This window comes from Natrinema pallidum DSM 3751 (assembly GCF_000337615.1).
GTDB lineage: Archaea > Halobacteriota > Halobacteria > Halobacteriales > Natrialbaceae > Natrinema > Natrinema pallidum.
Genome location: NZ_AOII01000072.1, coordinates 87,492 through 110,718, shown reverse-complemented (window position 1 = coordinate 110,718; position 23,227 = coordinate 87,492). Strand labels below are relative to the sequence as shown.

Below are 23,227 nucleotides of genomic sequence, written 5' to 3'. Positions count from 1 at the left end.
CGCCATCAGAGATGTGTATAAGAGACAGGAGCGGGAACTCGAGGCCGAGGAAGAGCCCGACGTCATCGTCAACTAACCGCCCGCCGGCGGTCCGTTCGATCGCGGGACGAGCCGAACGCTTTTGCGCGTCCTCCCCATACCGATACCCGTGAATCTCTATCGTAGCGCCCGGGCGGTCGCCGGGGCATCCGGTGACGATGCGATCGACTGGCGGTCGGCCGCCGATGCTGCCAAGGCTGCGACGGACCCCGGCTCGCTCGACCTCGAGTCCGGGGAGCGCGAGGCCTACGCCCGCGATGTTCGAGACGCCCGGACGGCCGTACGAACGGTCTCGGGCGTCGACTTCGACGTCCCCGAGACCATCGAAATCCAGAACCGCCACCACTGGATCGACGCCAACGTCGCCACCTTCGAGCGCGTCATGGGAACGCTCGAGACCCACACCGGGACGTTCCCCGGCGTCGCCCGGACGATCAATACGGGAACGATGACCGTCCTGCTCTCCTTCCTCGGGCGGAACGTCCTCGGCCAGTACGATCCGCTCCTCCTGGCCGATGCCCCCACCGACGACCACGCGTTGTACTTCGTCCGCCCGAACATCCTCAACGCGGCCGCCACGCTCGACGTGGATGCGGACCGGTTCCGCCGCTGGATCGCCTTCCACGAGGTCACCCACGCCGCCGAGTTCGGGGCCGCGCCGTGGCTCTCCGACCACCTCGAGAGCCGGATGCAAGACGGCATCGCGACGCTCTCGGAGGGGGCGTTCGACCGGGACGCCTTCCGCGACCTCGACGCCGCGATGACCGTCGTCGAGGGGTACGCCGAACTCCTGATGGATCACGCCTTCGACGACGAGTACGAGGACCTCCGGCGGAAACTCGACGAGCGCCGGCAGGGCCGAGGGCCGCTCCAGAAACTGTTCCGTCGCCTGCTCGGCCTCGGACTCAAGGAACGTCAGTACGAACGCGGGAAGAACTTCTTCGAGCACGTCGTCGCGGTCCGGGACCTCGAGACGGCGAGTCTGGTCTGGGAGGGGCCCGAGAACCTCCCCAGTCACGACGAACTCGACGCGCCCGGGGCGTGGATTCGGCGCGTCGACCGCTGAGCGAACTCGGCTCGTTCCTGACCCGGTGTCTGTTTTGCCCGCGAAGGCGGTCGCTCGTCCGCTGAACCACTGGTCGTCCCACCGCAGTCAGTCAGGTCGTAATCCGGAGCAGATACCAGAGCAACGCCCCGCCGGCGACGAGACCGCCGAGTATCGCCGCGCCGACCACCGGCAGGGCGGCGTCGCCCTGGAGGGCGACCAGGCCGCCGGAGAGTCCGACCAACAGAACGAAGACGGCCTTGAGTTGGCTGGCCCCCGCAGTCGAACCGCTCGAGCGCGCGGCGTCGCGTCCCGGACCGCGATCTCGACTCATAGCGCGCGGGGCGCACTGACGTGCATCGTGACGAACCGCCAGGCGTTCGCGCGCGGGTCGTCGACCCCGTTCCGTTCCATCAGCGTTCCGCTCCAACGGCTGTCGAACCGATGGCGGTCGCCGGTCGCCGTCCAGGCCATCGTCTCCCCATCGGCGAACGTCGCGCACTCGTCGCGGTCGGTGACGACGAGCCCCTGGCTTTCGACGACCCACTTCTCGGCCGTCTCGGTCTGTTTCTCGCGGGCCGCGGCGATGTCGGCACCGCCGAACAGGGACTCACTGATGCCGAACGTGACGATCGAATCGGCGTCCGAAAAGTCGGGCGTAACCGGGTCGCCGTCGCGGAGTGCGTCGGAGTAGCCGCGGACGACGGCCTCGGCGCTCGCGCTCGGTGGCATGGGTCAACCCTCGAAGCCCGCTCCCAAAGAGTCATCGGACGCAGACGCAGGCGCGAGGCGAGACGGGCGATATTGCCGGCGGACCCGCCCGTTCACATGAAGCCGCGGTCGACCTCGTCGGTCTCGATCAGGTCCTCGAGTTCCGCGTTCAGCAGGTCGTCGGCCTCCTCGAACCGCTCGGAGAGGTCCTCGAGTTCGTCGGGTCGGTCGTACTGATCGTACTCCATGGGGCCGAACGCGGGGCTCTCCATGGCCGCCATCACGTCGTCGAAGAGGTCCTGCGGGCGGGTCGGTGCGTCCGCGTGCGTCTCGAGGACGGTCTCGAGGCGCTTGCCGACCGTTTCGGCTTGCTCCTCGTCGTCGGGCGGTGACTGGACCGCAAAGCGTCCACCGGAATCGCGTTCGGGCATGAACGCGCCGATCTCGTCGTCGAGACTGCGGGCGACTCGCGTGCCGACGCCCCGTACCTCGAAGGGGTTCTTCGCGTACGTTTTCAGGAAGAAGACGCCGGCCCGGGGATGCGCGAGGTACATGTCTTCGCCGACGCCGCCGGCGCGGTCACCGGCGACTGCGCGCCAGTTCTCCGGATCGACGTTCCGTTCAGTGACGTCTTCGAGTACGTCCTGCCACTCGCGAATCCGCATGCCCGACGGTTCGGCCGCCGGCAGAAAGAACGTATCGATTGCGACGAAAGACGCCACAGCGATTCTGTTGGTCGGGGAAACGGCTGATTCGAACCAAAAGGAATACGACTGCTCCCCCGTCAGGAAACGTAACCGACGCTTTCCCTATGTCCGTCCGCCACTCACTCTCGTTCGTCGAACTGTTTCGCGCGACTCCGGCCAAGAGCGCGCTGCTGACGCTTGCACCGGTCACGCTGGCGCTCGGCCAGTTATGCAATAGTTACGTCAACGGCGTCTCGCCGGCCGTCTCGATCATGTTCGCCGTCGTCATGCTCGGGTTCGCCGTCGTCGCGATGGGCCACCACGCCGCCGAGTACCGCGTCCGACGGCTCGAGACCGAGTACGGTCCGGGAGGAATCTAAGCGCCCGGTCCGGTCTCGGTCGCGACGGCTCTGGCCTCGCGGGCCTCGTAGGCGTTGTAGCCAGCCAGTCCGGCGATCACGAGCCCGGTCGCGAGGGTGCTCCAGAACAGTCCGCCGACCATCCCGAGGAGGGCAGCCGAAACGATCAGCCAGACCCCGAGGACGGCGATCAACGACGCGATCCCGGTACTTATCGGGACGTCGTTGGTCACGCGGTAGTAGTTGTAGCCGGCGGCAACGAAGACGACGAGTCCGACCAGTACGTCGTTCCACAGCGGTGCCGGAGCCGTCCGAAAGACGAACACGGAGAGCGCGACCCACGCGCCGAGGACGGCGACGAGCAGGCTGATAACCGACGTTTTGCGCCGCCGTTCCGCGGTTGCGACCTGCATCGGTTCGTCGCGCGGATCGCGGCCACCGGCACGCGTCCCGTCGCCCGCGCCGGTCCCGGAATCGATGTCGGCGGTCGCCTCTTCCGGCCGGTTCGTCGGCCCATCGTTCGGCCCAGTCCTGAGATCGGCCGCGGACTCGTCGCTCGTCCGACGATCGTCGCCGTTCGGGTCACTCATGGCATCGAGCGTACGACTCGCGGTCTCAAAAGCACCCCGTCCGTTCCAATCGTTGTGGTGACTCGAGGGGAACCGAAACCGTCGGTAAACCCGGTTTACCGACTCGGTGTGTCGCTCGTCTGCTCGGGTCGGAGCGGCCGGACCGGCGGCGACCGCGCGGGCCGCGACGACCGATAGCGTTTTTGATCGCTCGCTCGTGACGATAGCTGTGCACGTACGCGGAACCGTCGCGGGCGAGGTCGACGTGCGGTCGGTGACCACGAACTACGGCGAGAGCGATCTCGCCGAAGTCCCGCTTCGGCGGGGCGACGACGCGCCGCCCGGCGACGCATCCCGCACTCGAGGCGACGGTGGAACGGCGACGCTCGCGGACGGCCGCGAGACGACGACGGTGACGCTCTGGAACAAATGGACCGAATCGGCCGACCTGCTCGAGCCCGGGATGGATGTGCTCGTGACGAACGCCAAAGAAGAGGAATACGACGGCGAGACCCAGTACGCGACGACGGGGGACTCCTACGTCGTCGTCGAACCCTCCTTCCTCGTGAGCGTAACGTCGATCCGCAACTGGGTCGAGTGCCCCCGGCTGTACTACCTGAACAAACTCTCCGGAGTGCCGCTGAACTACCCCGTGGTGAAAGGGACGCTGGTCCACGAGGTCTTCGGCGACCTGTTGCGAGGGCGTGATCTCGAGGACTCGATCGCGGCCCGCGTCGAGGAACGAGGACTGCAACTGGGATTGCTCGGCGAGACGGCCGACGCCGTCGCCGAGGACGTCCGAGAGAACGCGACGGCGATCGAAGGGTGGCTCCAGCAGGGCCGGTTAGACGAGTCGGAAGACGGGTGGCGCTCGGAGCAGTTGCTCATCAGCGAGACGTTCGGCATCCGCGGCCGGGCCGACGCCGTTCGCCGCGGGGCCCCGGTCGAACTCAAGACCGGCAAGAACCTCAAGAAGGAACCGCGGTTCAAGGACAAGGTGCAGGCCGCCTGTTACGCCCTCTTGCTCGAGGAACACGGCGGCGACGTCGATATCGGAACGCTGCTCTATACGAAGAACTCGGTGTTGGATCGCAACGAGGAAACCGGGGACCTCAATCCGGCAAAGGAGTTCACGATGGGCGAGGGCCTCCTGAAATACGTCGTTCGTCTCCGAAACGAGATCGCAGCCATGGAGATGGCGGGCGATATCCCGACGGGATACGAGGCCGACGCGAAGTGTGAGTACTGCTTCGAACAGGACACCTGCATGGTCGTCTCCGGCCGGCTAGAGCAGGAATCCAAGGCCGGCCAGATCGGGCAATCGCTGCCCGACGAGGAACGCGAGTACTTCGACCGTTTCTACCGGGCGATCGAGGAGGAGCGACGGGAGGTCCACCGCGAGTACGCCAAGCTCTGGGAGCAAAGCGCCGAGGAGCGGGCCGACGACGACCGCGCGCTGATCGACCTCGAGTTCCTCGAGAAGCGCCCGCTCGAGGGTGGCCGGTGGGAACTGCGAGCGCGGCGACCCGGCGGCGCGAACTCGAAACTCCGCGAGGGCGACCTGGTGCTCGCGAGCGACGGCGATCCGGTTCGAGGCGAGTCCGAACTGGCGCACATCGAACGACTCGACGATGAAGTCGTAATCACGGCCGACGAGCCGGTCGAAGTCACGCGGCTAGATGTCTATCCCTCCGAACTGACGACCGACCGGCTGCTCGTCGCGATGCACGACGCGCTCCTGAAAGGCGACGAGCGACGCAAGGACGTCCTGTTCGGCCGAGCCGAGCCCGCGTTCGAGGACCCCGAAGAGACCTTCATCGACAACAACGAGCGCCAGAACGAGGCCGTAACGAAAGCCGTCGGCGCGAGGGACTGTGCGCTGATCCACGGGCCGCCGGGGACCGGGAAGACCTACACCATCGCCCGCGCCATTCGTGCGATGGTCGAGCGCGGCGAGCGCGTCCTGCTGTCGGCCTTCACCAATCGCGCCGTCGACAACGCGCTCGAGGCCCTGCTCGACCAACTGGCGGGCGTGATCGACGAAGAGCGGGTCGTCCGCGTCGGCTCCGAGAGCGGTATCCGCAATGACATGGAGCCGTACCGTCTCGAGCGAGCGGGCGATCCCGAGGACCGCGCCGCCGAACTGCGGAACGCGCAGGTGGTGGCGGCGACGACGTCGACCTGTGGCTCGCGGGTGATGAAAGAGCAGGCGTTCGATGTCGCGCTGGTCGACGAGGCCGCACAGCTCACCGAACCCGGAACCTGTGCGGCGATCAACTTGGCCGAGCGGTTCGTCCTCGTCGGCGACCACGAACAGCTGCCGCCGGTCGTTCGCGCCGAAAACGACCTCACCGAGTCGCTGTTCGAACGGCTCGTCGGGCGCTATCCCGAGGCGGGCGTCATGCTGGACCGCCAGTATCGGATGAATCAGCGCATCCAGGCCTTCGCCTCGACCGAGTTCTACGACGGTCAGCTTCGACCCGCAACACCCACGGTCGCGGCGCGGACCCTGGACGACCTCGCGGGTGTTTCCCGGGACGCGCTCCCCGAACCGCTTCGAGACCCCGTCTCCTTCGTCGACGTCGAGGGCGACCGGGGACGGTACACCGACAGCGAGGAGGCCGCGCGGATCGCAGCCCTGATCGAGACCTACGAGGACGCCGGCCTCGACCGCGCCGACATCGGCGTCATCGCGCCCTTCCGCGCCCAGGTCTCAGAGATCTCGGCACACGTTCCCGACGATGTCGCCGTCGATACCGTCGACCGCTTCCAGGGTTCGAGCCAGGAGGTCATTATCGTCTCCTTTACCGCGACCGGCTCGCTCGAGGGGCCGATCTTCGAGGACTACCGCCGGATCAACGTCGCACTGACCCGCCCCAAGCGCGCGCTGGTGCTGGTCGGCGACGCGGCGGCGCTTGGGTCCGACCCGGTCTACGAACGGATGCTCGAGTGGGCGCGCCGGTGATGTGCCCGGCCGCGACGGACCGCGACGTTTCTCACGACACTGTGGACGCGTTCCGAGACCCACTGCGAGGCCCACCCGTCCGGTGTCTCGGCCAGCACATGGAGGGACGCGGCGACGTACGTCTCCAGTCGCTCCGGGAGACGACGGGGAACCGACCGACGAGCGCCGTGCCGTCGAACCGATACCTCTCGAACACGGAGGAGGCGTCACTCGGTCCACGGGAGCGAGCCCGCACAGCCGGCCGATAGCGGGTTCATCATTCGGTCGATGCGGTATCGTACCGACCGATACCGCCGGCATTTATTCTCCGCTGAACGTACCGACCGATGACATGCGACTCGAGGGGGCAAGCGCGACCGTTCGCAACGCCGTTCCAACCGAGTACGCGGAGTTCGTCGTGTGGATCACCGAACTCGGCGGAACGACGGTCCTCATGCTACTGCTCGCGGTGCTGTTCTGGTGTGGTGAGCGCCGGCGAAACGCGCTCGTGATCAGTTACGCAGTCGCCGGACTGGCGCTGGTGCTCTCGCTCAAGACGCTGTTCGGGCTGCCGCGACCGCCGTCGGATGCCATGCTCGTCGCGCTCGAGAGCGAGCGGGACGGATACGGCTTTCCGAGCGGCCACGCGTTCGCGGCGGCCGTCGTCTATGGGGGGCTCGTCTCGGCGTCCGACCGACTCGGCGACTGGCGCGCAGTCACGGCTGCTGGAGCGGTGATCGTCGCCGTCTCGCTGTCTCGAGTCGTCCTCGGGGTTCACTACCTCGGCGATGTCATCGTCGGCGCGGCGCTCGGCGTCGTCTTCGTCGCGGTGATGAATCGCCTCACGCGCGGCGACCCGACGATCGGGTTCGCGATCGCGCTCGTCCTCGCCGTTCCCGCCACCGCCGTCGTGGGGACGACCGACTCGCTGCTCGGACTGGGCGGCTCGATCGGCGGGCTGGTCGCCTCCCGACGGCTCGTGGCCCTGCCGGTGTTGCGGTCCCGACGCGAGGGCGTCGTGCTCGTCGGTGTCGGCGTCGGATTCGTCGCCGTCGTCACGGCGGTCGAAGCCGTCGTCGCGTCTTCCGACCCCGCGCTCGTCGCCCTCTATGCGGTTCTCGTCGGGGGCATACTCCTCGCACCGGCCGCCGTCGGCCGTCTCGAGGTCGACGTCCTCGAGTCCCGGCGGGCGTGAGCCACCGCTCGCCCGATCCGAGGCTCTCATCGCGAGAATCCACGTGGCGAATGGAGCGGGACGGACCGACTGGAGCGGTCAGTCCTCGCTGTCGGCTCGCTCCCAGAGCGGATACAGATCGTCTTCGATCGGCTCGGTGATCGATTCCCCATCGAGACGGAGGTCGGGGTCGCCGCCCTCGAGCGCCCGGACGGTTCCGATCGGCGTGGCCTGGAGTCCCGCATCCGCGAGCGCCGCGAGACAGTTGTCGACCGCGTCTTGGGGGACCGTCGCGAGCAGCGCGCCGGAGCCGAAGATCCGGAGCGGATCGACACCGGCCGCCTCGCACAGCGTTGCGGTCGCCTCGCGGATCGGGACGGCGTCGCGGTCCACCGCGAGCCGAACGTTCGAGGCGCGGGCGACCTCGAGCAGGCCGGCCGCGACGCCGCCTTCGGTGGGGTCGTGCATCGCAGTCGCGTACTCGCGGACGATCCGGGCCTCCGGGACGACGCTGATTTGGTCGAGGAACGCCGCGGCGCGCTCGCGGACTTCGGGGTCGACATCGAGTTCGTCGCCGAAGTCGGCCGCGAGGATGGCTGTCCCTTCGATCCCCGCCGCTTTGGTGAGGAGCACGGCATCGCCGGGCGCTGCGCCGCCGGTCGGAACGAACCGATCGGTTGCCCCCATCGCCGTCAGCGAGAGCAGCGGCCGCTCGAGTTGATCGACGTACTCCGAGTGGCCGCCGACGATCGACGCGCCGACCTCGCGGGCGGCCGCATCGAGATCGTGGGAGATCTCCTCGAGCGGGGAGCGACCGGAGTCGGTGCTGGCGGCGGTGTCATCGGCCTCGGCCGCGTCGTTGTCGGCGCTCGGGAGCAAGACGACGGCCGTCAGCCAGCGCGGGTCCGCCCCGGAGACGGCCACGTCGTTGGTGGCGACGTAGACGCCGAGTTCGCCGACCCCCTCGGCGGCCAGCGAGATCGGATCGGAGCTGACTACGAGCGTGCCCTTGCCGTCGGGCCAGTCGATCGCGGCGGCGTCCTCGCCGTCCGCGGGGCCCTGCACAACCGTCTCATCGCTCTCGGCTGCCCCCGTCCGCTCGAAGACGTGGGTCAGCAGATCGTCCGGACTCACCTTCCCGGGCATACCACGAACTGGGACGATGCACGGTTTGTAGCTGTCGGAGCACTCGCCGCTTGAGGAGAGCCGTCCGAAAGGCTGGCATGCGAACCGGTTCGATCACGGACGCCGGTGCGCACCGAGAGAGCAGCGACCGGAACGGGACCCCCGTACGCTCCGCGGGAAAGCGACTGCCGAGACAGAGGGGCCGTCAGGAGTCCGCTAGTCGGGAAGGGGCGGCCACGTCGTTGCGACCGTTTCCTCGATGAGGGACGTTTGCGCGCGGCGAAGTCGCTCCGAGACCGCGGACGCAGAGATGTCCAACTCCGTCCCGATCGCTTTCAGAGACGTCCGCCGAGGAACGTCGAAATACCCCATCTCGTAGGCCGTTCTGAGTGCCTCACGTTGGCGATCGGAGAGGCCATCGCCGGGCGGTTCGGATGCACCGTCGTGAGTGAGACGGGACAATCGAAACCCGGCGTTCTGTTGCCAGAACGACGAGAATTCGTCGAACGCCGCTCGAGTAGCAAACCACCCGGACTGACGCCACCCGTCGGGGGTCACTTCGATCCGTTCGATAGTGGCTTCAGTGGTGGCAAGCGCCTTGAGTCCGGCAAGGTCGTCGATGTGGTCACCGAGTTGGTCCGCTAAACTGAGCGCGGGGACCGCCTGATATCGTCGCGTGGAGTCAGCCGTTCCGATCACCGTCCATTCGTCGACATCGTCGGCGTCAGTCAAGGCCGCCTCGACTGCCGTCCGTGAACCGTCCGTCACAGTGGTGATAAACAGTGGCCGGTCACCGTGGTTGAATTGAAGCGCGAGAACGATCGTCGCTTCAGGCGCTGCTCTCGCAACCCCGACGAGCGGAAGCGCAGGACAGTGGATATCGAACTCCGCGACGAGCCCCATACTGCGTCGTTTTCCCCTGTGCAAATGGACGTATCGAAAGATGATCCGCTCTCCTTCCGCCCACCCCCATTTAAAATGCCCCATCACTGAGAGAATCGGTTAGCCTGAGCCCCCTCGAATGCGGTGATGCATGCAGACGATACAGACGGACGCTGGAATCGAGGTAACGTACGAGCGCCACGGTGATGGCCCGCCACTGATTCTCCTTCACGGCGGCATGGCTCCCAAAGAATACTGGCAGCCCGTTATTCCACACCTGGACGGATACACCGCGATCGTCCCACAACGCCCGGGATTCGGAACGTGTCTCGACGATCGAGCCGAGACCAGCGCCGACGACGTGCTGAATCGGGAGGTCGAATACGTCCGAGCACTCGTTGATGCGCTTGATGAGGAACCGGTCCTCTTGGGTCACTCCTACGGCGCACTCACCGCGATCGAAACTGCAACGAACGCAGCAGTGACGGCAGTCGTCGCGTATGAACCCGCGATCCTTCCCGACGATTACCGATCGGATGCCGACCTCGCGGACCGGATGCAGACGCTCATCGAGGCGGGGAAACGGCGTGCGGCAGTGAAGCGGTACATCGAACAGGTCCTCCACCCCGACGGGATCGACGACCTCGACGCGTGGCTCGCAGCGTGGCCAGTCTGGCCGGCGTGTACGGACCTCGCCGAAGAGGTCGTCCGGATGAACCGCGCCGTCGAGCAATACCGCCTTCCGAACAGCCTGGACGTTACCGCCCCTGTACTCGTATTGACCGGCACCGACGGCCCCGGATTTCTCCGGGAGAGCGCCCGTGCAACCCACGACGTGCTCCCGCACAGTCGTCTCGTCGAATTCGACGGCGTGAGCCACAGCGGTCCCGCCGACGCACCGGACGTACTCTCCGCAGAAATCGACGCGTTCATGCGAACACGATAGCGATTCGGCAGCCAACGGAGCGCCGAACGCCCCGTTTCGGACTCCGCTCAGGCGTCGGGCGCGACCGCGTTCATCGTCCGCCGGACCTGCGCTTCGCTCGCACCGCGCGGGAAGCTGACCGCGATGGCGTCGAGGCCGTCGACGGCCTCGTAAGCCTCGAGTTTCTCGCGGGCGGTTTCGGGATCGCCGGCCGCACAGAGATCGTCGAGGATGGTTTCGTCGACCAGTTCGAGTGCGTGTTCGCGGTCGCCGTCCTGCCAGGCGTCGTGGATTTCGGCGGCCTCGTCGTACCCCTGTCGCTCGAGGGCGTCGCGGTAGAACGTGCCCATGCCGCCGATGTAGAAGCCGATGTGCTGGCGGGCAAGGCGACGGGCTTCGGCGGGGTCGTCCAGCGCACAGCAGGTGACGCCCGTGGTGACCTGAACGTCGTCGGGGTCGCGGTCGCCGAGTTCGGCACCGCGTTCGATATCCTCGAGTCGGTCTCGCGTCCCGTCGGGGGTGAGCATGATGCCGTGCCAGCCGTCGGCGAAGCGGCCCGCGAGTTCGACCGCCTTCGGCCCCATTCCGGTCACCTCGATCGGCGGCGTCGTCTCCGGCGGGTCACAGCGCAGGCGAAAGCCCGAGAGGTCGAACTTCTCGCCGTCGTAGTCGACGGTCTCGCCGGAAAGCACCTGCCGGACGATCTCGACCGTTTCCCGGGTGCGCCTGAGCGGATTGCCGTACTCCACGCCGTGCCAGTTCTCGATCACGACGGGGCCGCTCGGACCGAGTCCCAGCCGAAACCGGCCCTCGGAGAGTTCCTGCAGCGTCGCCGCCGTCTGCCCCAACAGGGCCGGCGACCGCGAGTAGGTGTTGAGAATGCTCGAGCCGATATCGATCTCCGCGGTGCGCTCGGCCATCGCAGACAGGACGGTGACGCCGTCGCGGCCCCATGTCTCGGGGAGCCAGGCGCAGTCGTAGCCGCCGTCCTCGGCGGTCTGTGCGTAGTCGACGATCGAGTCGATCGTCGGTTGTGCGGCCACCGGCAGGTGGACCTCTCTGTCAGTCATCGTCGGACACAGACGGAGCGGGGCCTTTTGGGTGTATGGGAACCGGGAGTCCGAGGCCGATCGTTTACCGACGGGACTCCGAGGGACGCATGCCGGTCCGGAACGGATGTCACACCGCTTTGGCACCGGCCGGTTCCGGAACGTTTGAGACCCGCTGTTGGAATGAGTGACTGTGACCCGGACACGACTCTTCGCCTCCCTCTGTGGCCTCGTCTTTTTCCTCAATCTGGCCAGAGTCATCTTCGCACCGCTGCTGGACGTGTTCATCGGCGAATTCGCGATCGGGGAGGCGACTGCTGGTCTCATCGTGACGCTCGCGTGGGTCGGGAGTTCGTCCCTTCGGTTGCCGACCGGGTGGCTGCTCACCAAAGTCCCGAGACATCACATCGTGATCGGGTCTGGCCTGATCCTCGCGGCGTCCTCGGCGATCGCTGCGACCGCTACGACGGTCCCGCGGCTCATGAGCGGGGCCTTCCTCATGGGTATCGCCTCCGGCGTCTACTTCGTCTCGGCGAATCCGCTGCTGAGCGAACTGTTCCCATCGCGGGTCGGCCGCGTCATGGGGATTCACGGGGCTGCCAGCCAGATCGCCGCGGTGATCGCCGCGCCGTTCGTCGCGCTGACGCTCCTCGTCGACTGGCGGCTCTCGCTGTGGGCGATCGCCGTCGGTGCGGCAGTGGTAACGGTCGCCACGTGGCTCATCGCGAGCAATACCGAGATGCCGACTGCGGGACGTGCCGATCGCGACTTCGTCGCCGGCGCGCTCTCGGAGTGGCGTCTCATCGTGACGGCGCTGGCGATCGTCGGCGCACCCGTATTCGTCTGGCAGGGCCTGTTCAACTTCTACGAACTGTACATGCAGTCGAAGGGGCTCTCCGATCGCGCGGCTGGAATGGCGCTCACGATCGTGTTCGCCGCCGGCGTTCCCGCGTTTTACTTCGGCGGGGACCTGGCCGACAGGTTCCCCAAAGTCCCGTACCTGCTCGGCATCGTCGGCGCGTTCGCCGCGAGCCTCCTCGCATTGACGGCGGTCGACAGCCTGGTCGCGCTGGTCGTCATCACCGCGATCGTGGGGTTCGTCGTGCACGCGCTGTTTCCGGCCACGGATACGTACCTCCTCGATACGCTGCCGGATTCGACGCGGGGCAGCGCATACGCCGTGTTCAGTTCCGCCTGGATGCTCACCCAAGCGCTCGGTTCGTCCGCCGTGGGCCTCTTTCTCGAGCGAGGCTACACCTACGACACGGTGTTCAGCAGCGCGGCCCTCCTCCTCGGGGCGTCGGTCGTGGTCCTCGTCGTCCTCGAGCGGCGGGGCCGGCTCCCGAGTTGAACCGTCACTCCCATGGGTGGCCCGGAACGGGAACCGGCGGCCGGCAAACGCTCGAGGAAACGGCGTAACCGCGTCGCGAAGCGAGTTGCGGTGTGAAAATAGGGAGACTACACGTCGTGGTCTTCCTCGATCTGCGGGACGCCCTGGACGGTGATGGTCTCGCCAACCACGTACGAGGACGCTGGACTGGCGAGGAACTGCGTCACGTCGGCGATCTCCTCGACGGTACCGATGCGGCGGGCGACTTCCTCGCGGTCGATGGTGTCCGCGGAGACGCCCATCTGACTCTCGACGCCCGGCGTCGCGACGAAGCCCGGCGCGATGCAGTTGACGCGCACGTCGTCGTCGGCCCACTCGTAGGACAGCGTCGTCGTCAGGTTGATGACGGCGGCCTTGGCCGCACCGTAGGGACTCATCAGCGGCGACCCCCGTTGCCCGGCAACGCTGGCGAGGTTGATCACGGAACCGCCGCCGTCTTTGAGATACTCCGCGGCGGCGTGCGTGCAGTGATAGGTGCCGTTGACGTTGATATCCATGATCGTCTTCCAGCCGTTCGGGGAGATGTCGTCGAAGTCGGCCATGAACGACGCGCCGGCGTTGTTGACCAGCACGTCGAGCCCGCCGAACGTCTCGACGGTGGCCTCGACGAGCGCCTCGACGGCGTCACGGTCCGTCACGTCGCATTCGACCGCCAGCGCCTCGCCGGGGCTGTCGCCCTCGTTGATCCCCTCGGCGACCGGATCGACGTTGTCCTGCTCGCGCGAACAGACGACCACGTCGACGCCGTCCGCAGCGAACCGTTCCGCGATCGACTTCCCGATGCCGCTCGAGGACCCCGTAACGATAGCGACGTCGCCGTCGACGCTGAACTGGTCGGTACTCATCTGCGATCACCGATGACCGCAACGCGTTCCGTTTTCCTTACCATTGTTAGCTCCGTATGACCATTCACAGCAACTGTTAATAAAGATGGGCATAGATATCGTACCGTTAAGCGGGTGGGAGTCATCGCCGGGGAAACGGCCCTGGCCGCGTGACGGCCATTACCGCGAACAGAGCCATGAATCAGGACACCACCGACGACGGATCGGATCGACAGCCGGCGGCCGCGACCGGCGGGAGACTCGCGGACGGTCCTCCCGCCTCCCCAGTCTCCGACGACGGCCTCGAGAAGCGCTCCCACGAGACGGTCGGTGAGAGGACGGCCGGCTCCGTCGCGGGCGGCATGAGTCCGAAGCCGACGATAGGGAGGGCCGACCGGTGAGCGGTCGGGTGAGCGATGCCGACGAGCCCGACGACTGGGCCGCCGTCTTCTGGGATATCGGCGGCGTCATTCTCGCGTTAGAGTCGGTGCAGAGCGCCCACGCCGAGTTCGTCGCGGACCTGTGCGATCGTCACGCGGTCGACGCGACGGTCGAGGAGGCGATCGATACGTGGCGGACGACCGTCGGGGACTACTTCCGCGAGCGCGACGGCACCGAGTTTCGGTCCGCGCGCGACGGCTATCACCTGGCCGTCGAGGCGATCGTCGGGACGACAGTCCCGCGCGCGGAGTGGCAACCGCGGTTCGACGAGATCGTCCGCTCGTCGATCGAGCCGGTTCCGGGCGCTCCGGAGACGATCGCGCGACTCGCCGAGCGCGACCTCCACGTCGGTGTTATCAGCGACGTTGACGACGCGGCGGGTCGCGCGATGCTCGAGCGCTTCGGCGTCCGCGATCACTTCGACTCGATCACGACCTCCGAGGCAGTCGGGCGCACGAAGCCCGATCCGGCCATGTTCGAGACGGCGCTCGAGACGGCCGACGTCGCCCCCGAGCGATCCCTGCTGATCGGCGACCGCTACGAGCACGATATCAAGGGGGCTGCCGACATGGGAATACACGGCGTCGCGTTCGGGGCCGAGGCGGGGCCGGCAGTCTCGTATCGGATCGAAACGCCCGAGGACGTGCTCGAGATCGTCGACGGGAACCGGGAGCGATCGGACTGACCGGACGATACTCCGTAGAGCCGGCTCGGAACCCGCGCCGCCACCATGAACATTGTAAAATAAGAAAGACAGCGTAACTATTTTCGTTAGGCAGCGTGGTTATGCTACCGTATCCCATGTCGAGCGCGCATCGCGATGCAACGGCAGCCACCGTATCGATCGTCCCCACGGGCGATGCAGCCCATCGAACGTCATGAGCGATCCCTACTACGAGCGCCTCGTCGACGAGGACGCGCTGGTCGCGTATCTGTCGGCCCATCTCGGCGGCGTCGATGCCTACGAGATCGAACGCCACCAGGAAGGCCACTCGAACGAGACGCTGTTCGTCACCTGGGGTGACCGGGAACTCGTCATTCGACGGCCGCCGCCGGGCGAAACGGCCGACACGGCACACGACGTGCTCCGCGAGTACCGCGTGACGAACGCGATCGCCGACACCGACGTGCCGGTCCCGACCCCGGTGCTCGCCTGCGAGGACCACGACGTCATCGGCAGCGACTTCTACGTGATGGAGCATCTCGAGGGCGACGTCCTGCGCGAGGCCGAACCCGAGCGCTTCGCCGCGCCGGCACACCGCGCGCGCATCGGCGAAGAACTCGTCGACACCCTGGCAACGATTCACGACCTCGAGTACGAGGATCTCGGACTCGGCGAATTCGGCCGCCCCGAGGGGTATACCCAGCGACAGGTCGATCGCTGGGGGAAACAGCTTACGTGGGCGTTCGAGGTCACCGAGGACGAACGCGAGGTGCCGACCCTCCGCGAGGTCGGCGAGTGGCTCCGCGACAACGTTCCGGAGACACACCCGCACACGCTGGTTCACGGCGACTACAAGCTCGATAACGTCATGTTCGCGCCCGGCACGCCGCCGGCACTCGTCGGCGTCTTCGACTGGGAGATGGCGACGCTGGGCGACCCGCGCGCGGACCTGGGCTGGATGCTCTCCTACTGGCGCGACGCGAAAGACCCCGCCCCGGAGCTTCCGGAACTGGTGACCCGCTTTATGGAACGGGACGGGTATCCGACCCGCCGCGAACTGGTCGCCCGCTGGGAGGATCGAACCGGCTACGAGTTCGCCCACGAGCGGTTCTACCGCGCGCTCGCGGTCTACAAACTCGCCGGGCTCGGCGAGATGTTCTTCCGGCGCTATCTCGAGGGCAACAGCGACGACCCGATGTATCCGAAGATGGAAGACCGCGTGCCGGCGCTGGCCGCGCGGGCCAAACGGATCATCGAGGGCGACGAACCGCTGTAGCACGATACTATCCCACATGCTGTTGATTTTATGATGTTTTCGGTGCCGCATGAGGGTCCTAACTAGTCAGTGTAAGTCTCCTAGCAGCGAACGATCCGATTGAATCACGTGCCCATTACTGAAGCTACGTTTACTTATTAATATGGTTCGCTCTTGTGTAGCACTTTGTTGATCTCACAGCGTAGCTTTGATAGCGTGTTTGAGCGCTTCTCTCCCCGGTTTCCGCAGTAGTTTTCGCCGAAGCTGGAAGGCTCGGAGATACTGTGTGAGTTTATCTTTTGAGACGCCTCGATGAGGCGAGAGCCACGGCCGCAGCAGCGATCCGTGGCTCTCGCAGGTATTGACGTGGACGTCTTCATCCGCGCATTCGCCGTCGCCGTGGACGACGTATTCGCGGTCGAATGCGTCGTCCTCGTTGATTGGGTCGTAGGCACGAAATCCGTCCGTGTAGATAGTCAGTGGCTCCTTCTCGCGGTAGTGATCAACGAAACTTCTGGGTGAACTGGGATGAGGACTCAGTCGAAGAACGGATCTCTACCTTATCTCTGGCACGTGGAGTACCCAAAACTTCTGTGAACTACTATTGCGAGAAGGAGCCGAACCGTCGATTCGTCGGCGGATTTCGCGGGGATCACGTACCGATTGTCGGTGCCGCGATCGACGATCGTGAACACCGGCGGTTTGTCCTGATCGTACGATCCTCGTCCACGCGTGGACAGGCCACGTGAGCGCGACGGTCGGTCGCGCTCGCGGCCTTTCAGCCCTGCAGAAACGTACACTTCGTCGATTTCGACGGGACCGACGAGGTCAAGTGAAGGCGCGTCGAGCGCCTTCGTGAAGCGCTCGACGCGCTGGTAGATCGTTTTGTACTGAACGTCGATTTCTAGCTGAAGTTGGCGAAGACTCGTGTTAAACCGGAGAAACGCGTAAATCGAGAACAACCACTTTCTGAGTGCAACCTTCGAATGGGCGAAAATCGTGCTGGTCTTGTCGTTGAATGTGCGGTCGCAATTCTTACAGAGATAGCGCTGAAAGTGACTATAGCTGCCGTTCTTGACCGTTCGGTCAGAACGGCAGCGAGGGCAAGTAACACCGTTACGCCAGCGAACCTGCTCCAACAGGTCCGCTGCGACCGATTCCGACCCAAACACATCTAGCGGAATCATGCCTAACGGACACCGCTGACGCGGTGTCCTTGCTCTCTTCGATTCTACAGTGACAGCTAAGCGGCGTCAACAATCTCCTGCAGAAGAGCGAAGTAGATACACTACGTTTCCCAGGGGAAAACACCAACGAACATAACTATAAGCAACAAAATCAATAATATTAAGAAAAAATATTGATGGTTGTCCATCCAATTTCGAGCATTAGACGAAACGTATGTGTTTACCCCCAGAAATCGCAGGAGGACAGTAGGTTCAAAATCGGGGAATTCAATTAGAAATCCGTAAAATTCGACCGCCGTNACTGAGAGATATATAAATCAAATAGAGGGTGCTGTTTTCAGCCGTCTCAGTGGCTCAGCCAGGAACTCTATGGGGGTAAACACATGCGACGAAACCAATCTTAATAAGCAAATGATGCTGAGAATGAATAGAGAGATAGACGCTACTATATCACCAACAATCATCGTCCAACTTCCGATCAAAAATGCACCAATCCCTATAACAAGAATGGCGATTCTAAGTAGAGCCGTATCACTATTTGCTTCAGCCATAGTTATATCTAGAAGCTATATCAATGTAGTTCTTCCCAATCATCGCTGACTCGTAAAATATATTTTAAGAGTGTTATTTACCCATTATTCACAAGGCGCAACAATATACCAATTCTCAGTATTACCGAATCCATCTGTTTCTTCAAAAACATATGCGTATCTGAACGAGCAGTTAGTATCTGCAGAAAATGCGTTAATGAGATCTATGACCACACATGCGCTGATAGTCGCAAGTCCACCCGCGCCTTATTGATACGCCGCTGACACTGACTGCACACTTGTCCTGCCCCCGTTGGGGCATCGCTGGTCGGTCGTATCCAAACCGCCCAACCGATCAGTATCCTAACGTTCTTTAGGATAGATTGCGTAACACACAGACGCGCACGAAAGTGCGCATGAGCCGGAGTGCTAGGTTGGAGCCCCACTCCGGCTCACCCACTCGCCCCCGCGTAGCGGGAGCAATCCACCATTGGCGTTGGCGAAATAAAGACCTGCCGACGTACCGCCGACCCAGTCGTAGCCGTCGCTGCGTCTCTCGCTGGATTGTGTNGCCCCCGCGTAGCGGGAGCAATCCACCATTGGCGTTGGCGAAATAAAGACCTGCCGACGTACCGCCGACCCAGTCGTAGCCGTCGCTGCGTCTCTCGCTGGATTGTGTTCCGCTCCGTCGGGGCCTGTACACGGAGCTACACATGGTTTCGAACGTCACGATCCACTGCGACTGCGGTACCGATGTCCACACAACGACGACTGCCGCCCCGGCAACGTGTCCGGACTGCGAGGCAGCGTTCGCACTGACCGTCGTCNGGAGCTACACATGGTTTCGAACGTCACGATCCACTGCGACTGCGGTACCGATGTCCACACAACGACGACTGCCGCCCCGGCAACGTGTCCGGACTGCGAGGCAGCGTTCGCACTGACCGTCGTCGAACTCCCCGAGAATCACGATGCATTCAGCACTCACAACGGCTCTCGATCGTATCGCGGCCCGTAAGGGCTGTGACCGAGCGGCGTTGCCACCGCTATACGACGCGATCGATCCCGAGGCGCTGGCCGCCGTCCTCGAGTCGGACGCGGACGTCACTGTCCGGTTCGAGTACGCGGGCTCCCGCGTCGTGATCGGTCCCGACNCCGTCCTCGAGTCGGACGCGGACGTCACTGTCCGGTTCGAGTACGCGGGCTCCCGCGTCGTGATCGGTCCCGACTCCGACGAGGTGACGGTGAGCGACCCGGATCGGTAACTGACACCGATCCGGCCGCTCGAGCGACCGACCGTTACCGACGTTCGGCTCAAACTCGGATCGACGTACGCGCTGTACAACGCTCGAAAACGGGCTTAACATTGCTAATCCGGTTCGGTGGTATTAAGACCGTCCCGATAGAGCACACGACCATGTCACTTGAACGCATTGACCGCGTTGCCGTTCTCGGCGCGGGGAACATGGGACACGGGATCACCGAAGTAACGGCGCTGGCCGGCTACGACGTCACGATGCGCGACATCAAAGACGAGTTCGTCGAGGACGGCTACGAGTCCATCGAGTGGAGCCTGCAGAAACTCGAGGAAAAGGAACTGATCGACGAATCGGCCGACGAGGTCCTCTCGCGAATCGAGACGACGACGGACCTCGAAGCGGCCGTCGCCGACGCCGACCTCGTCATCGAGGCCGCACCCGAGGACCTCGACCTGAAACACGACATCTTCACCGATCTCGAGGAGTACACCAGCGGCGACACGCTACTGGCGACGAACACCTCGAGTCTGCCGATCTCGGACATCGCAGAAGCAGTCGACTCCTCGGAGCGCGTCCTCGGCCTGCACTTCTTCAACCCGCCGGTCAAGATGGACCTGGTCGAGGTCATCTACGGCGAGGACACCAGCGACGAGGCCGCCGAGGCCGGCCACGACTGGGTCGAGTCGATCGGTAAGACGCCGATCTACGTCCGCAAGGACGTCCGGGGCTTCGTCGTCAACACCATCGTCGGCCCCTTCGGCGGCGAACCCGCGTTCATGGTCTCGAACGGCGAAGCGACGATCCGCGAGGCCGACGCGACGATGGTCCACGAGCGAGGGTATCCGATGGGACCGTTCGAACTCGGCGACCTCACCGGGATCGACGTCGGCTACCACGTCCGCAAGGAGGGCGGCGATCCGATCCCGCCGATCACGGAGGAGAAGGTCGACGCTGGCGATCTCGGCCAGAAAACCGGAACAGGGTTCTACGACTACGAGGACGGTGACGGGGCCGACTACGAACCCGAGGACGCGGGCGACTTCGACTGGCTCCGCGTCGAGGCCCGCATGATCAACCGCGCGGCCTTCCTCGTCGGCGAGGACGTCGCGACCCCCGAAGAAGTCGACACCGGCGTCCAGCTCGGGCTGGGCTTCCCCGAGGGAATCTGCCGACGCGGCGACAAGATCGGGCTCGACAGCGTGCTCGAGAAACTCGAGACGCTCTTCGAGGAGACGGGCGAAGACCGCTTCGAGCCCCATCCCTATCTCAAGGAACTCGTCGCGGAGGGCAAGACCGGCGAGGACGCCGGCGAGGGCTTCTACGACTACGACGACGACAGCCTCGGTCCCTACCACGACCTGAACTACGACCTCGAGAACGGCGTCCTGCAGGTCGAACTCGACCGGCCGTCCCGGATGAACGCGTTGTCCGAGGACTTGCTCTCCGAGATCGACGACCTGTTCTCCTCGGTCGACACCGACGAGGTTCGGGTCGCGACGATCGAAGGGAGCGGCGATCGCGCGTTCAGCGCCGGCGCGGACATCTCCGGGTTCGCCGATGCGAACCCGACGGACCTGATGGATGTCTCGCCCGGCTTCGAGACGGTCAACGACTTCCCGCGGCCCGTTCTCGCGAAGATCGACGGGTTCTGTCTCGGCGGCGGCCTCGAACTCGCGTTGGCCTGCGACCTGCGGATCGCGACCGATCGGTCGTCGTTCGGCGCGCCCGAGATCGGCCTCGGCCTGATCCCCGGTGGCGGCGGCACCCAGCGACTCACCCGCATCCTCGGCGAAACCCGCGCGAAGGAACTGGTCTTCCGCGGCAACCACATCGACGCCGACTGCGCCGCGGACTGGGGACTGATCAACCGCTCGGTCGAGCGCGAGGACTTCGACGACACCGTCGCGGAGTTCCTCGATGACCTGCGTTCGGGTCCGCCGATCGGCCTCAAAGTCGCCAAGAAAGTCATGAACGAGGGCCAGGACGCCAGCCTCGACGCCGCACTCGCCATGGAGAGTCAAGGCTTCGGCCTCCTCTCGAGCACCGACGACGTACTGGAGGGGACCACCGCGTTCGCCGAGGACCGCGAGCCCGAATTCGAGGGCAAGTAACGCATGTCCGACGGACCGGCCGCGGAATCAGGCTGGCCCGAATGGGAGTCGTTCGTCCGCCGTCACGGCTACCTGTCGTGGCTGAATCTCGAGGTGTTCGACCTCGAGAGCGGCCGCGCGGTCCTGGCGATCGAACCGGACGAGGACTTCGAGAACCCGGTCGGAACCGACGGACACGATCCGGTCCACGGCGGTATCGTCGCGACGCTGATCGACACCGCGAGCGCGTTCGCCCTGCGGAGCACGTTCGACGACCCCGGCGAGGCTGATCTCACGACGACGGACCTCAACGTCTCATACCTGCGGCCGGCGACCGGCGACCTGCGCGCCGTCGCGGACGTGCTCCGGGCCGGCGGGTCGACCGGCGTCACCGACGTGACCGTCGAGGGGGCCGACGGCGAGGCTGCCGTCGGTCGGACCACCTACCGACTGTTCCGCGACGGAATCGACGACGACTGATCGGTCGGTTCGAGTCAGTGCTCTCGAGGGTGGCCGCGCCCTCGCGTGAGCGGCGGCCGATCGGCGACCGGTCACCGGCGGGGAGCGGTCACCGGTCGTTACGCTCCTCGCCGAGTTCCCCGAAGATTCGCGGATCGGTCTGAAACTTGAGGACGTTGTGGACCGCCGAGTTTCGAATGTTCGAGATGACCTCCCCGTAGTCACGATAACAGTCGTGAATCCACCGGGAGATCTCCTGGCGGTCGCGGAACATCATCACCGTCTTCCACTGGTACTCCCCGTCCGAGAGGAAGAAAAACAGGGTGTGTTTGTCCGTCTTGATGTGCTCCATCGCCTCGCGCCAGTTGTCGGCGAAGTGTTCGGGGTTGAACTTGAATTCGAACAGCGCGAAGATGTAGTACTCCTCGTTGGGGATGATCGCCTCGCGGAAGACGCCCTCGTCGCGCATCCGCCGAATCGACTCGCTGACGGTGACGTGGGAGACGTCGATCCCGTACTCCGACTCGAGGACCTGGGTGAGTTCCCGTGAAGACAACTGTGGATCGTTCGAGAGTTCGCTGAGGATCGCGATGTCGCGGTCTTTGAACTCCCAGTCAGGTGATTCGTCGCTCATGCTATCGTGACAGTCGTGGCGGTATGATGTTACGCTTGCGCTCCAGCAAGGAACGCACGAAGGTGGTCGGCGTAGGCAGCCGGTCGATCCGCCGGCACCCAGTGATAGGCGTCCGACAGCGGTTCGAGCGTGGCATCCGTGATGTCCGTGGCCAGTCGCTCGGCGTAGTCGTAGGGCTGCATTACATCGTCTTCGCCCCACAACAGCAGCGTTTCGGCCGTAATCGCGCCGTAATCGATCTCGGTCGTGTGGTTCGTGTTCGTCGAGACGGCGTTGCGGACGAGCGAGACGTGTCCCGCGTCGGTCAGCCACGGCGCTTTCATACCGTCGACGAACGCGGGGTCGGCTTCGCCGTAGGTCCCGTCGACGAACGCCGCATCGAGTCGCTCCTCGAGTGCCGCGCGCTCGAGGTCGGCGGTCGAGGGGAGGCCCAGCGTCGAGACGAACTCGACCGGCCAGGAGTCGTAACAGACGGCGTTCGAGAGGACGAGTTGGGCGACCTGGTCGGGGTTGTGTGCAGCGAAGCGCAGCGCGACGCCGCCGCCGATGTCGTGGGCGACGAGCGCGACCTCCTCGATACCGAGGTCATCGAGGAGGGCTTCGAGGGCCGTCTCTTGAGCGCGGATCGAGCGGTCGAAATCGTCGCTCATCGCGGAGTGACCGTAGCCGACCATGTCGGGCGCGATCGTCCGGCGGTCGTCGGCGACTGCCGGCACGATATCGCGCCAGAGGAACGACCAGGTCGGGATACCGTGGAGGAAGACGACCGGCGGCCCCGTGCTTTCGTCGGAGCCGTCTTCGTGGTAGGCGACCGCGAGGTCGTGGCCGTCCACCGAAACCGTCGTCGACGACTGCTGTTCGGACCAGGTTTCGTGATCGACCATTCAGCGCCCTCCGTTCGCCGCGCCACCCGTCGAACGACGAGCCACGTCGGTCCACTGCCGATGCGCGCGTCGACGGCCGGTTCGTGGGGAGCAGTCCCGTCT

The 23,227-nt window shown here is 65.0% G+C and carries 23 protein-coding genes and 1 pseudogene; 13 read left to right on the top strand and 11 right to left on the bottom strand.

The features are described 5' to 3' along the window. The first annotated feature begins 148 nt into the window (after positions 1-148). Positions 149-1,105, top strand: a complete 957-nt coding sequence (locus tag C487_RS12010; RefSeq protein WP_006186039.1) for a zinc-dependent metalloprotease — start codon at positions 149-151, stop codon at positions 1,103-1,105. 91 nt (positions 1,106-1,196) lie between these two features. On the opposite strand, the gene C487_RS12005 is transcribed toward C487_RS12010, so the two are convergent. From C487_RS12005 to C487_RS11995, 3 genes are all read right to left on the bottom strand, one after another. After that, the gene (locus C487_RS12005; protein ID WP_006186038.1) at positions 1,197-1,418 is read right to left on the bottom strand and encodes a hypothetical protein; all 222 of its coding nucleotides are present in this window, start codon (positions 1,416-1,418) and stop codon (positions 1,197-1,199) included. Beyond that, entirely contained in the window at positions 1,415-1,816 is a 402-nt protein-coding gene (locus tag C487_RS12000; RefSeq protein ID WP_006186037.1) for a nuclear transport factor 2 family protein, read from the bottom strand. Before C487_RS12000 ends, C487_RS12005 begins: the two co-directional genes overlap by 4 nt. A gap of 92 nt (positions 1,817-1,908) precedes the next feature. Continuing rightward, entirely contained in the window at positions 1,909-2,460 is a 552-nt protein-coding gene (locus tag C487_RS11995) for a hypothetical protein (protein ID WP_006186036.1), read from the bottom strand. Between the two features lie 146 nt (positions 2,461-2,606). Here C487_RS11995 and C487_RS11990 point away from each other — a divergent pair, with 146 nt between their 5' ends. Continuing rightward, the gene (locus C487_RS11990; protein ID WP_006186035.1) at positions 2,607-2,861 is read left to right on the top strand and encodes a hypothetical protein; all 255 of its coding nucleotides are present in this window, start codon (positions 2,607-2,609) and stop codon (positions 2,859-2,861) included. Here the strand turns inward: C487_RS11990 and C487_RS11985 are convergent. Further along, on the bottom strand, positions 2,858-3,430 hold the full coding sequence (locus C487_RS11985) for an SPW repeat domain-containing protein (RefSeq protein ID WP_006186034.1): 573 nt from the start codon (positions 3,428-3,430) through the stop codon (positions 2,858-2,860). The genes C487_RS11990 and C487_RS11985 overlap by 4 nt on opposite strands. 208 nt (positions 3,431-3,638) lie before the next feature. Here C487_RS11985 and C487_RS11980 point away from each other — a divergent pair, with 208 nt between their 5' ends. Further along, positions 3,639-6,374, top strand: coding sequence for an AAA domain-containing protein (locus C487_RS11980; RefSeq protein ID WP_006186033.1), 2,736 nt, complete (start codon positions 3,639-3,641; stop codon positions 6,372-6,374). A gap of 331 nt (positions 6,375-6,705) precedes the next feature. Continuing rightward, entirely contained in the window at positions 6,706-7,548 is an 843-nt protein-coding gene (locus tag C487_RS11970) for a phosphatase PAP2 family protein (RefSeq protein ID WP_006186031.1), read from the top strand. A 78-nt stretch (positions 7,549-7,626) separates the two neighbouring features. Here C487_RS11970 and C487_RS11965 read toward each other — a convergent pair whose 3' ends face one another. Together C487_RS11965 and C487_RS11960 are read right to left on the bottom strand one after the other, a co-directional pair. Further along, positions 7,627-8,673, bottom strand: coding sequence for an AIR synthase family protein (locus C487_RS11965; RefSeq protein WP_006186030.1), 1,047 nt, complete (start codon positions 8,671-8,673; stop codon positions 7,627-7,629). Positions 8,674-8,868: 195 nt separating this feature from the next. After that, positions 8,869-9,555, bottom strand: coding sequence for a helix-turn-helix domain-containing protein (locus C487_RS11960; RefSeq protein WP_006186029.1), 687 nt, complete (start codon positions 9,553-9,555; stop codon positions 8,869-8,871). Between the two features lie 130 nt (positions 9,556-9,685). Here C487_RS11960 and C487_RS11955 point away from each other — a divergent pair, with 130 nt between their 5' ends. Further along, on the top strand, positions 9,686-10,480 hold the full coding sequence (locus tag C487_RS11955) for an alpha/beta fold hydrolase (protein ID WP_006186028.1): 795 nt from the start codon (positions 9,686-9,688) through the stop codon (positions 10,478-10,480). Positions 10,481-10,527: 47 nt separating this feature from the next. Here C487_RS11955 and C487_RS11950 read toward each other — a convergent pair whose 3' ends face one another. Further along, positions 10,528-11,529 carry a TIGR04024 family LLM class F420-dependent oxidoreductase gene (locus C487_RS11950; RefSeq protein WP_006186027.1) on the bottom strand — a complete coding sequence of 334 codons (1,002 nt, stop codon included), beginning with the start codon at positions 11,527-11,529 and terminating at the stop codon, positions 10,528-10,530. 172 nt (positions 11,530-11,701) lie between these two features. On the opposite strand from C487_RS11950, the gene C487_RS11945 reads away from it, so the two are divergent. Continuing rightward, a complete protein-coding gene (locus tag C487_RS11945) occupies positions 11,702-12,859 on the top strand; it encodes an MFS transporter (protein ID WP_049908107.1) in 1,158 nt (385 codons plus the stop codon). Between the two features lie 107 nt (positions 12,860-12,966). On the opposite strand, the gene C487_RS11940 is transcribed toward C487_RS11945, so the two are convergent. Then, positions 12,967-13,743, bottom strand: coding sequence for an SDR family NAD(P)-dependent oxidoreductase (locus C487_RS11940; RefSeq protein WP_006186025.1), 777 nt, complete (start codon positions 13,741-13,743; stop codon positions 12,967-12,969). Positions 13,744-13,919: 176 nt separating this feature from the next. Here C487_RS11940 and C487_RS11935 point away from each other — a divergent pair, with 176 nt between their 5' ends. The 3 genes from C487_RS11935 (at position 13,920) to C487_RS11925 (ending at position 16,103) form a co-directional block, all read left to right on the top strand. Continuing rightward, complete coding sequence (locus tag C487_RS11935) at positions 13,920-14,123, top strand: hypothetical protein (protein WP_006186024.1); 204 nt, start codon at positions 13,920-13,922, stop codon at positions 14,121-14,123. Beyond that, the gene (locus tag C487_RS11930) at positions 14,120-14,848 is read left to right on the top strand and encodes an HAD family hydrolase (protein ID WP_006186023.1); all 729 of its coding nucleotides are present in this window, start codon (positions 14,120-14,122) and stop codon (positions 14,846-14,848) included. The genes C487_RS11935 and C487_RS11930 overlap by 4 nt, the downstream gene beginning before the upstream one ends. Positions 14,849-15,041: 193 nt before the next feature. Continuing rightward, complete coding sequence (locus tag C487_RS11925; RefSeq protein WP_006186022.1) at positions 15,042-16,103, top strand: phosphotransferase family protein; 1,062 nt, start codon at positions 15,042-15,044, stop codon at positions 16,101-16,103. 174 nt (positions 16,104-16,277) lie between these two features. Here the strand turns inward: C487_RS11925 and C487_RS11920 are convergent. Further along, a pseudogene (locus C487_RS11920) lies at positions 16,278-17,269 on the bottom strand (transposase). Positions 17,270-18,637: 1,368 nt separating this feature from the next. Here C487_RS11920 and C487_RS11915 point away from each other — a divergent pair. From C487_RS11915 to C487_RS11900, 4 genes are all read left to right on the top strand, one after another. Then, on the top strand, positions 18,638-18,817 hold the full coding sequence (locus C487_RS11915) for a hypothetical protein (RefSeq protein WP_006186020.1): 180 nt from the start codon (positions 18,638-18,640) through the stop codon (positions 18,815-18,817). Further along, a complete protein-coding gene (locus C487_RS11910; protein WP_049908106.1) occupies positions 18,771-19,064 on the top strand; it encodes a HalOD1 output domain-containing protein in 294 nt (97 codons plus the stop codon). Before C487_RS11915 ends, C487_RS11910 begins: the two co-directional genes overlap by 47 nt. Before the next feature lie 152 nt (positions 19,065-19,216). Then, positions 19,217-21,169 (top strand): 3-hydroxyacyl-CoA dehydrogenase/enoyl-CoA hydratase family protein, encoded by a 1,953-nt coding sequence (locus C487_RS11905; RefSeq protein WP_006186018.1) that lies wholly within the window; start codon positions 19,217-19,219, stop codon positions 21,167-21,169. A 3-nt stretch (positions 21,170-21,172) separates the two neighbouring features. Continuing rightward, the gene (locus C487_RS11900; protein WP_006186016.1) at positions 21,173-21,628 is read left to right on the top strand and encodes a PaaI family thioesterase; all 456 of its coding nucleotides are present in this window, start codon (positions 21,173-21,175) and stop codon (positions 21,626-21,628) included. Between the two features lie 88 nt (positions 21,629-21,716). On the opposite strand, the gene C487_RS11895 is transcribed toward C487_RS11900, so the two are convergent. Continuing rightward, positions 21,717-22,241: an Lrp/AsnC family transcriptional regulator gene (locus tag C487_RS11895; protein WP_006186015.1), complete on the bottom strand. Its 525-nt coding sequence runs from the start codon at positions 22,239-22,241 to the stop codon at positions 21,717-21,719. Positions 22,242-22,270: 29 nt separating this feature from the next. Then, positions 22,271-23,125, bottom strand: a complete 855-nt coding sequence (locus tag C487_RS11890; RefSeq protein WP_006186014.1) for an alpha/beta fold hydrolase — start codon at positions 23,123-23,125, stop codon at positions 22,271-22,273. Between the last annotated feature and the right edge of the window lie 102 nt (positions 23,126-23,227).

Bases quoted from the DNA above. Each gene is read 5' to 3' on its own strand.
- C487_RS12005 (WP_006186038.1), bottom strand. From the start codon at position 1,418: ATGAGTCGAGATCGCGGTCCGGGACGCGACGCCGCGCGCTCGAGCGGT.
- C487_RS12000 (WP_006186037.1), bottom strand. From the start codon at position 1,816: ATGCCACCGAGCGCGAGCGCCGAGGCCGTCGTCCGCGGCTACTCCGAC.
- C487_RS11995 (WP_006186036.1), bottom strand. From the start codon at position 2,460: ATGCGGATTCGCGAGTGGCAGGACGTACTCGAAGACGTCACTGAACGG.
- C487_RS11990 (WP_006186035.1), top strand. From the start codon at position 2,607: ATGTCCGTCCGCCACTCACTCTCGTTCGTCGAACTGTTTCGCGCGACT.
- C487_RS11985 (WP_006186034.1), bottom strand. From the start codon at position 3,430: ATGAGTGACCCGAACGGCGACGATCGTCGGACGAGCGACGAGTCCGCG.
- C487_RS11970 (WP_006186031.1), top strand. From the start codon at position 6,706: ATGCGACTCGAGGGGGCAAGCGCGACCGTTCGCAACGCCGTTCCAACC.
- C487_RS11965 (WP_006186030.1), bottom strand. From the start codon at position 8,673: ATGCCCGGGAAGGTGAGTCCGGACGATCTGCTGACCCACGTCTTCGAG.
- C487_RS11960 (WP_006186029.1), bottom strand. From the start codon at position 9,555: ATGGGGCTCGTCGCGGAGTTCGATATCCACTGTCCTGCGCTTCCGCTC.
- C487_RS11955 (WP_006186028.1), top strand. From the start codon at position 9,686: ATGCAGACGATACAGACGGACGCTGGAATCGAGGTAACGTACGAGCGC.
- C487_RS11950 (WP_006186027.1), bottom strand. From the start codon at position 11,529: ATGACTGACAGAGAGGTCCACCTGCCGGTGGCCGCACAACCGACGATC.
- C487_RS11940 (WP_006186025.1), bottom strand. From the start codon at position 13,743: ATGAGTACCGACCAGTTCAGCGTCGACGGCGACGTCGCTATCGTTACG.
- C487_RS11935 (WP_006186024.1), top strand. From the start codon at position 13,920: ATGAATCAGGACACCACCGACGACGGATCGGATCGACAGCCGGCGGCC.
- C487_RS11925 (WP_006186022.1), top strand. From the start codon at position 15,042: ATGAGCGATCCCTACTACGAGCGCCTCGTCGACGAGGACGCGCTGGTC.
- C487_RS11915 (WP_006186020.1), top strand. From the start codon at position 18,638: ATGGTTTCGAACGTCACGATCCACTGCGACTGCGGTACCGATGTCCAC.
- C487_RS11905 (WP_006186018.1), top strand. From the start codon at position 19,217: ATGTCACTTGAACGCATTGACCGCGTTGCCGTTCTCGGCGCGGGGAAC.
- C487_RS11900 (WP_006186016.1), top strand. From the start codon at position 21,173: ATGTCCGACGGACCGGCCGCGGAATCAGGCTGGCCCGAATGGGAGTCG.
- C487_RS11895 (WP_006186015.1), bottom strand. From the start codon at position 22,241: ATGAGCGACGAATCACCTGACTGGGAGTTCAAAGACCGCGACATCGCG.
- C487_RS11890 (WP_006186014.1), bottom strand. From the start codon at position 23,125: ATGGTCGATCACGAAACCTGGTCCGAACAGCAGTCGTCGACGACGGTT.